Here is an 8175-nt window from a genome sequence, read left to right as displayed (position 1 = left end):
CCGCGCGCCAGGCGCCCGCCGCGACGCGCCAACCCGGCGAGAAGCCGCTGGCCTCGCCGGCGGTGCGCAAGCGCGCCTGGGACCTGGGCATCGAGCTGCGCTATGTGCACGGCAGCGGCCCGGCCGGCCGCGTCATGCACGAGGACCTGGACGCCTACCTGCAAGGGCAGGGCGGCGGCAGCGCCGCGCGCGGCCCGGCCTATGCCGAGCGCAATGACGAAGAGCAGGTGCCCGTGATCGGCCTGCGCCGCAAGATCGCGCAGAAGATGGCCGAGTCCAAGCGCCGCATTCCGCACTTCAGCTACGTGGAGGAAATCGACGTCACCGAGCTCGAGGACCTGCGCGTCAGCCTGAACGCGAAGTTCGGCGAGTCGCGCGGCAAGCTGACGCTGCTGCCGCTGCTGGCGCGCGCCATGGTGATCGCGCTGCGCGACTTCCCGCAGATCAACGCCCGCTATGACGACGAGGCCGGCCAGGTGACGCGCTATGGCGCCGTGCACATCGGCATCGCCACGCAGAGCGACGGCGGCCTGATGGTGCCGGTGATGCGCCACGCCGAAACCCGCGACCTGTGGTCGATGGCGGCCGAGATCGGCCGGCTGGCGCAAGCGGTGCGGTCCGGCGCCGCCGGGCGCGACGAGCTGTCCGGCTCGACCATCACCATCACCAGCCTGGGACCGCTGGGCGGCATCGTCACCACGCCGGTCATCAACCATCCCGAGGTCGGCATCGTGGGCGTGAACCGCATCGTCGAGCGGCCCGCCTTCCGCAATGGCGCCGTGGTGGCGCGCAAGCTGATGAACCTGTCGTCCTCGTTCGACCACCGCGTGGTCGACGGCATGGACGCGGCCCGCTTCATCCAGGCCGTGCGCGCGCTGCTGGAACAACCCGCGCTGCTTTTCGTGGAGTAAGCATGAGCCAGACTACCAAGACGACAACCCTGCTGGTGATCGGCGGCGGGCCTGGCGGCTATGTGGCCGCGATCCGCGCCGGGCAACTGGGCGTGCCCACCATCCTGGTCGAGGGCGACCGGCTGGGCGGCACCTGCCTGAACATCGGCTGCATCCCGTCCAAGGCGCTGATCCACGCGGCCGAGGAATTCGACAAGGCGCGCCATTACGCCGGCCAGTCGGCGCTGGGCATCTCGGTGTCGGCGCCCGCCATCGACATCGGCCGCACCGTGGCCTGGAAGGACGGCATCGTCGGCAAGCTGACCGGCGGCGTCGGCGCGCTGCTCAAGAAGAACGGCGTGCAGGTGGTGCAGGGCTGGGCCAGCCTGCTGGACGGCAAGACCGTCGAGGTCGAGAGCGCCGACGGCAGCCGCCAGCGCATCCAGTGCGAGCACCTGCTGCTGGCGGCCGGCTCCGAGCCGACGCCGCTGCCGTCGGTGCCGTTCGGCGGCATGGTGGTGTCCTCGACCGAGGCGCTGTCGCCGGCCGACGTCCCGAAGAAGTTGGTGGTGGTGGGCGGCGGCTACATCGGCCTGGAGCTGGGCACGGTGTACCGCAAGCTGGGCGCCGAGGTGGCCGTGGTCGAGGCGCAGGACCGCATCCTGCCGACCTACGATGCGGAACTCACCAAGCCCGTCGCCGCCGCGCTGGCCAAGCTGGGCGTCGAGCTGCACCTGGGCCGCAAGGTGCTGGGGCTGAACGGCGCCGGCACCGCGGTGCGGATCCAGGACGCCAGCGGCGCCGAGACCGCGCTGCCCGCCGACCGGGTGCTGATCGCCGTCGGCCGGCGTCCGCGCACGCAGGGCTGGGGCCTGGAAAACCTGCAGCTGGACCGCAAGGGCAACGCGCTGCGCATCGACGACCAGTGCCGCACCTCCATGCGCGACGTCTGGGCCATCGGCGACATCGCCGGCGAGCCGATGCTGGCGCACCGCGCCATGGCGCAGGGCGAGATGGTGGCCGAGCTGGTGGCCGGCAAGCGCCGCCACTTCCAGCCGGCCGCGATCCCGGCGGTGTGCTTCACCGATCCGGAAGTCGTGGTGGCCGGGCTGTCGCCGGCCGAGGCCGAAGCGGCCGGGCTGGACTGCCTGGCGGCGTCGTTCCCGTTCGCCGCCAACGGCCGTGCGATGACGCTGGAGTCCACCGACGGTTTCGTGCGGGTGGTGGCGCGCCGCGACAACCACCTGATCGTGGGCTGGCAGGCGGTGGGCCGGGGCGTGTCGGAACTGTCGACGGCGTTCGGCCAGTCGCTCGAAATGGGCGCGACGCTGGAGGACGTGGCGGGCACGATCCATGCCCACCCGACCCTGGGCGAAGCGGTGCAGGAAGCCGCGCTCAAGGCGCTGGGGCACGCGCTGCACATCTGATCCGCTACGGAGGATCCGAAGCCGCGGTGGCGGGCATTATGCCCGCCACCGCGGTTTTTTTTGCCGCCGGGCCGCCCCAAGGAAAAAAGGTCCGCTAGCGGCGCGCGTCGATGTAGGGCCGCGCCTGCAGGATGATGATCTTGTCGCCGACCACCGCCCATTCGATGTCCTGGTCGGCCTTGCCCAGGCGCTGCTTGACCTGCCGGCCGACGGCGGCCAGCCGCGCCACCAGCGCGTCGTTCAGCACCTGGCGCGCGTCCGGCGCGATCGGCACTTCGCGCACGCCGCCGGCGACGTCGGCCACCAACTGCGTATCCTCGGCCGAGCGGCTCAGCACCTGCACCGCCTTGGACCAGCTCGAATACATCACCTGCTCGGCCTGGCGCTTGCCTTCCACCACCTTGATGCCGAGGCCGCGCTTGGCCGAGATGTAGGTCACGTAGCGGCGGCTGGCGTCGAACGGATCGCGCGTGATCATGACGCCGGAACTGTCGGACGGCGCCGCCAGCTGCACCAGCACGGCCATCACCACCGCGTCCTGGGGAATCCCGGCCGCGCGCCGCGCCTCGTAGGCGTCGAAGTTGTAGACCGAGGCCCACACGGTCTGCACCGCCTTGGCCAGCGCGTCCGGCTGGGTGACGTTGGGCACGGTGGTGTACAGGCCGGCGCCGCTGAAGCCGGGCAGGTCCTCGGAGTTCGATGAACTGCGCACGAACACGCCCGCGCCCTTCAGGCGAGATTGCCACAGCGCGCGCCAGGACTCGGCCTGCGCCGAGTCAGGCGCGGCCTGCATGATGTCCTGGCGCAGGGCCGCCAGTTCCTTGCGCCGCACCTCGGCGTCGGCCATGAAATCGGGGCGCTGCTCCAGCGCCGCCACCCGTTGCGCCACGTTCAGCCGCTGCATGAAGGCGGCGTATTGCGCGAACGGGATGCAGAAGCCGTCGGGCACGCTGGCGGCCGGCGGCAGGGCGGAGCGGAGCGCGCCCAGGTTGGCGGCCTTGACGCCGCAGTGGCGGCTGTCGCGCACGGCCAGGGCATCGAGCGGCTTGAGCGCCTGCACCGTCAGGTCCGGCTTGGGCAGCTGCGCGCGCGGCTTGGGCGGCGTCGCCGGGGGGCGGGTGGCGGGCTTGTCGGCGGGTTGCACCCGGTAGTCGTTGCCGCTGACGGTCAGCGTGACCCACTGGCCGTCGTACTGGCGCAGGACGTTGGTGGCGTCGCGCACGTAGGCGTTGGGGATGCCCCAGCCCTTGGCCAGCAGGTTGACGTGCGACAGCAGCGTGGACGGCCGCTGCGTGATCAGGCCGGCCACGGGCGGGATGGCGATCGGTACTTCGTCGAGCACCACGATGTCGTCGCGCTGAAGGTCGGGCGTGGCGTCGACCGAGGCGACGATGCGCAGCCGGCCCTGCGCGGCGCCGGGGTTCAGCGGCAGGAAGGCCTGTTCGCGCAGCAGCGCCTCTTGCGTCACGAAGCGCAGTCCGGCGGTGGCGGCGGCCTGCTCGTGCAGGGTCGAGTTGGTTTTGAAGCGGATCGGGGCATAGAAGCTCTTGGCGACCACATCGTCGGCCAGCTTCAGCAGTTCGGGCGTGAGGCGGTCACCTTCCCAGAATTCGTAGGTGTAGCCGGGCAGGTCGCGCTGCCAGCTCAGGGTGCCGAACAGCAGGCGGCGGTTGGGATCCTTGTACTGCGCGGTCAGCGCGGCCTTGTCCTTGCCGGGCAGCAGGCGTCGCTCGCGCGCGAAGGTCTCGTGCAGGCCGTAGCGCGGTGTGTCCAGGTAATAGATGCGGTCGCCGCGCTGGCGGTCGATCACGAACAGCACGTGCGGGATTTCCAGCGGCGTGCCGGCGTTGTAGACGCGCGCCAACTGGCGGAACGCCGCTTCGTCGTCGATGCGCGCCATGAAGGCGGGACCGCCGCGGCGCGCGTCCTCGGCCTTGCGCGCCGCGATCTCGGCGGGCGTCAGCGGGCGGGCCTTGACGGGCTCGATCACGTTTTCGTACGGCGACGGCTTGCGCGCGGTCTGCGCCTGGGCGGCGGGGAGGGCGGCAAGCGCCAGCAGGCAGGCGGCGGTCAGAACGGCCGGTTGGGACAGGGGCGACGGAAACCAGGACGCGCGCAGGGCTGGCATGGGGGAGGGGGGAGTGAGAAAGCGCCCATCATAGCGAACCTGTCCCCGCCGCTCGTGCGAGATCGGAAACGAGGAATGACACGCCGTGACAGGTAATTTGTTCCGGTAAACGTAGCCCAATTCACTGGCATGCCCGACCAGCGGATACGCTCCGAAAGTCCGTCATGACAGCAGTTGGTGAGGACAACATTTATGTTTTCTTAGACAACTTTATTGTTTAAGCTTGTCTGTAATGCGCACGGGCCATGAAATACAGCGAATTCAAAAAATGGCTCGAGCGGCAAGGGGCGGTTTTTGTCGCACATCGTGCCGGAAGCAGTCACTTTCGAGTCACGTTGAACGGCATCACGACGATCTTTCCGTACCATGGCTCCAGGGAAATGGGTAAGCACCTTGAACATGAAATCAAGAAGCAACTCGGATTGAAATGAGACGGCGGATTCAATGCAGTCGACGGTCATTCCCTGTGCTCTTCACTTTCCACCCAGTCCGGTAACCGGGAGGCTTATATGCTGACCTATCCGTTCACCCTGACGCTTGATTCCAATCGCACCTGGTTCGTCCGATTTCCAGATATTCCGGAAGCGTTGACAGTGGGTGATGACCAGCAAGAGGCTGCGATCAACGCCCGGGAAGCGCTTGAGGCTGCGCTGGAAATCTACTTCGACGCGCGCCGGCCCATTCCCCTGCCGTCGCCCGTGCTGGCGGGGCAGGCGTCGGTGACCTTGCCGGCGCTGGTGACCAGTAAAGTGTTCCTGTCCAACGAGATGATCCAGCAAGGGGTGCGCAAGGCGGAGTTGGCTCGCCGCATGGGCGTGCACATGCCACAAGTGGATCGCCTGCTGGATGTGCGACACGCCTCCCGGATCGATCAGGTCGAGTCGGCGCTGGAGCAGCTTGGACGGCGCTTGGAGGTTTCGCTCGTCTGACGCCCCGTTGGCGCACACGGCGGCGATCCATGAAAAACGGCCCCGGAAATCCGGGGCCGCCTGTTTTCGAGCGAGGGAACCGCGGGCTTACTGCGCCGCCGTTTCCTGCAGCACGCGGCGGGCTTCCTCGGCCACGCGCTCGGGGGCGGTGCCGCCCACGTGCTTGCGCGCGGCGACCGAGCCTTCCAGCGTCAGCACCTGGTGCACGTCGTCGCCGATGGTGGCGTGGTAGGCCTTGAGCTCGTCCAGCGACAGGTCGGCCAGGTCGCAGCCGCGCTGTTCGCAGTCGCGCACGGCGTGGGCCACCACTTCGTGGGCGTCGCGGAACGGCACGCCGCGCTTGACCAGGTAGTCGGCCAGGTCGGTGGCGGTGGCGAAGCCCTGCAGCGCGGCGGCGCGCATGTTGTCGGCCTTGACCTTGATGCCGGCGGCCATGTCGGCGAAGATCGTCAGCGTGTCGCGCACGGTGTCGACGGTGTCGAACAGGCCTTCCTTGTCTTCCTGGTTGTCCTTGTTGTAGGCCAGGGGCTGGCCCTTCATCAGGGTCAGCAGGGCGACCAGGTTGCCGTTGACGCGGCCGGTCTTGCCACGCGCCAGTTCGGGCACGTCGGGGTTCTTTTTCTGCGGCATGATCGAGCTGCCGGTGCAGAAACGGTCGGCCAGGTCGATGAAGCCGACGCGCGGGCTCATCCACAGCACCAGTTCTTCGGACAGGCGCGAGACGTGCGTCATGATCAGCGCGCCGGCGGCGCAGAACTCGATGGCGAAGTCGCGGTCGGAGACGGCGTCCAGCGAATTGCGGCAGACGCCGTCAAAGCCCAGGGTCTTGGCGACGCGTTCGCGGTCGATCGGGAACGAGGTGCCGGCCAGGGCGGCGGCGCCCAGCGGCAGGCGGTTGACGCGGCGGCGGCAGTCGGCCAGGCGCTCGGCGTCGCGGCCGAACATCTCGGCGTAGGCCAGCAGGTGATGGCCGAAGGTGACGGGCTGGGCCACCTGCAGGTGGGTGAAGCCCGGCATGATGGTGGCGGCGTTGTCCAGCGCCACCGTGGCCAGCGCGTGGCGCAGCTGGCGCAGCAGGTCGATCAGGGTGTCGATTTCGCCGCGCAGCCACAGGCGGATGTCGGTGGCCACCTGGTCGTTGCGCGAACGGCCGGTGTGCAGGCGCTTGCCGGCATCGCCGACCAGCTCGACCAGGCGCTTCTCGATGTTCAGGTGCACGTCTTCGAGGTCGAGCAGCCACTGGAAGCTGCCGGCGTCGATTTCGGACAGGATCTGGGTCATGCCGCGCTGGATGTCGGCCAGGTCCTGGGCGCCGATGATGCCCTGGGCCGCCAGCATGTCGGCGTGCGCCAGCGAACCCTGGATGTCGACGCGCGCCAGGCGCTTGTCGAAGTCCACGGACGCCGTGTAGCGTTTGACGAGTTCGGAAACCGGTTCCGAGAACCGGGCGGACCAGGCCTGCGCCTTGTTGGCGAACTGGTTTTGATCGGGGGAGGGAGTGTTTGCCATGATGGCGGGGATTATAGGGCCTGCCTTGGGCGGCTGACGAATCCTGGCGCCATGGGCGGGATGCCCGCTGTTGCGGCTGGAAACTTGCGGCGGCGCGAGTTGTCGGATAATTCAGGGTCGCATCCGGCGGTTCACCGGGCCCGTCCCGGCGGCGGCCGGCGCGCCGTCCCCCCTGCCACCCGAAAGAGAGCACACGACCTATGCCCATGGAATGGGAACAGCTGGCCACCGAACTCGATACCTATATGCCGCACCAGCCGTGGGCGCAGACGCTGGTCGGCATCGGCGTGCTGATCCTGACGGCGCTGTTTGTCCAGTGGGTGGTCGCGCGGGTGGTGCTGCTGCTGGCGCACCGGCTGCTGGTGGTCAGCGGCCACGAGGACTGGGACAAGGCCCTGCAGCGCCGTCGGGCGTACCAGAACCTCTGGTACGCGGTGCCGTTCGCGGTGGTGTCGGTGGGCATCGACCTGGTGCCGCACGTCGAGAAGGCCGCCACGCTGGTGGGGCGGCTGGCCCACGCCGGCGCCTGGATCTGCGTGTTCGTGGCGTTTTCCGGAGTGCTGAGCGCCTGGCAGGACACCTATTCGGCCACCACGCGGGCGCAGACCCGCTCGATCAAGGGCTATATCCAGATCAGCAAGCTGATCCTGATGGCGGTGTGCACCGTGTTGGTGCTGTCGATCCTGATCGACCGCTCGCCGCTGTGGATGATCTCCGGCCTGGGCGCGCTGTCGGCGGTGCTGCTGCTGGTGTTCAAGGACACGCTGCTGTCGCTGGTGGCCAGCACCCAGCTCACCAGCAACGACATGCTGCGCATCGGCGACTGGATCGAGATGCCGCAGTCCAACGCCGACGGCTTCGTCAAGGACATCGCCCTGCACACGGTCAAGGTGCAGAACTGGGACAACACCGTCACCACGGTGCCGACCTACAAGCTGTTCTCGGAAAGCTACCGCAACTACCGCCACATGTTCGAGTCGGGCGGCCGGCGCATCAAGCGCACCCTGCGCATCGACGCCAGCAGCGTGCGCTTCCTGACCGATGACGAGGCCCAGCGCCTGATGCGCTTCCGGCTGCTGCACGACTACCTGCGGGTCAAGACCCAGGATATCGCCCAGGCCAACCAGACCATGGGCGAGCTGGCCAGCGTGCCGGCCAACCGCCGCCGCCTGACCAATATCGGCACCTTCCGCGCCTACGGCCTGGCCTACCTGAAGCAGAACCCCGAGGTGCGCCAGGACATGGCGATGATGGTGCGCATGATGGAACCCACCGCCGACGGCATCCCGGTC

General features: G+C 68.6%; 7 protein-coding genes. 5 read left to right on the top strand and 2 right to left on the bottom strand.

Annotated elements, in window-relative coordinates; translation table 11 throughout:
* Both AOZ53_RS21815 and lpdA read left to right on the top strand, forming a co-directional pair.
* Positions 1–911, top strand: a 911-nt coding sequence (locus AOZ53_RS21815) for a dihydrolipoamide acetyltransferase family protein (RefSeq protein ID WP_054489285.1), incomplete at its 5' end; no start/stop codon positions are given.
* Positions 912–913: 2 nt separating this feature from the next.
* A complete protein-coding gene (lpdA, locus tag AOZ53_RS21810) occupies positions 914–2317 on the top strand; it encodes a dihydrolipoyl dehydrogenase (protein ID WP_054489283.1) in 1404 nt (467 codons plus the stop codon).
* A gap of 94 nt (positions 2318–2411) precedes the next feature.
* On the opposite strand, the gene AOZ53_RS21805 is transcribed toward lpdA, so the two are convergent.
* On the bottom strand, positions 2412–4445 hold the full coding sequence (locus tag AOZ53_RS21805) for a PEP/pyruvate-binding domain-containing protein (RefSeq protein ID WP_054489281.1): 2034 nt from the start codon (positions 4443–4445) through the stop codon (positions 2412–2414).
* 245 nt (positions 4446–4690) lie between these two features.
* Here AOZ53_RS21805 and AOZ53_RS33700 point away from each other — a divergent pair, with 245 nt between their 5' ends.
* Together AOZ53_RS33700 and AOZ53_RS21800 are read left to right on the top strand one after the other, a co-directional pair.
* Positions 4691–4876 carry a type II toxin-antitoxin system HicA family toxin gene (locus AOZ53_RS33700; RefSeq protein ID WP_082385729.1) on the top strand — a complete coding sequence of 62 codons (186 nt, stop codon included), beginning with the start codon at positions 4691–4693 and terminating at the stop codon, positions 4874–4876.
* A 78-nt stretch (positions 4877–4954) separates the two neighbouring features.
* On the top strand, positions 4955–5374 hold the full coding sequence (locus tag AOZ53_RS21800; RefSeq protein WP_054432032.1) for a type II toxin-antitoxin system HicB family antitoxin: 420 nt from the start codon (positions 4955–4957) through the stop codon (positions 5372–5374).
* Between the two features lie 87 nt (positions 5375–5461).
* Here the strand turns inward: AOZ53_RS21800 and argH are convergent, their stop codons facing one another.
* Entirely contained in the window at positions 5462–6883 is a 1422-nt protein-coding gene (argH, locus tag AOZ53_RS21795) for an argininosuccinate lyase (RefSeq protein ID WP_054475755.1), read from the bottom strand.
* 206 nt (positions 6884–7089) lie between these two features.
* Between argH and AOZ53_RS21790 the strand changes: the two genes are divergently transcribed.
* Positions 7090–8175: mechanosensitive ion channel family protein (locus AOZ53_RS21790; RefSeq protein WP_054489293.1), on the top strand; the 1086-nt coding region annotated here is incomplete at its 3' end.

This window comes from Achromobacter sp. 2789STDY5608621 (assembly GCF_001299375.1).
In the GTDB taxonomy this organism is placed as follows: Bacteria; Pseudomonadota; Gammaproteobacteria; order Burkholderiales; family Burkholderiaceae_B; genus Achromobacter; species Achromobacter insuavis.
This window is presented reverse-complemented; position numbering and strand designations above follow the sequence as displayed.

Excerpts from the sequence above, each read along its gene's own strand:
- lpdA (WP_054489283.1), top strand. The coding sequence starts at position 914 with ATGAGCCAGACTACCAAGACGACAACCCTGCTGGTGATCGGCGGCGGG.
- AOZ53_RS21805 (WP_054489281.1), bottom strand. The coding sequence starts at position 4,445 with ATGCCAGCCCTGCGCGCGTCCTGGTTTCCGTCGCCCCTGTCCCAACCG.
- AOZ53_RS33700 (WP_082385729.1), top strand. The coding sequence starts at position 4,691 with ATGAAATACAGCGAATTCAAAAAATGGCTCGAGCGGCAAGGGGCGGTT.
- AOZ53_RS21800 (WP_054432032.1), top strand. The coding sequence starts at position 4,955 with ATGCTGACCTATCCGTTCACCCTGACGCTTGATTCCAATCGCACCTGG.
- argH (WP_054475755.1), bottom strand. The coding sequence starts at position 6,883 with ATGGCAAACACTCCCTCCCCCGATCAAAACCAGTTCGCCAACAAGGCG.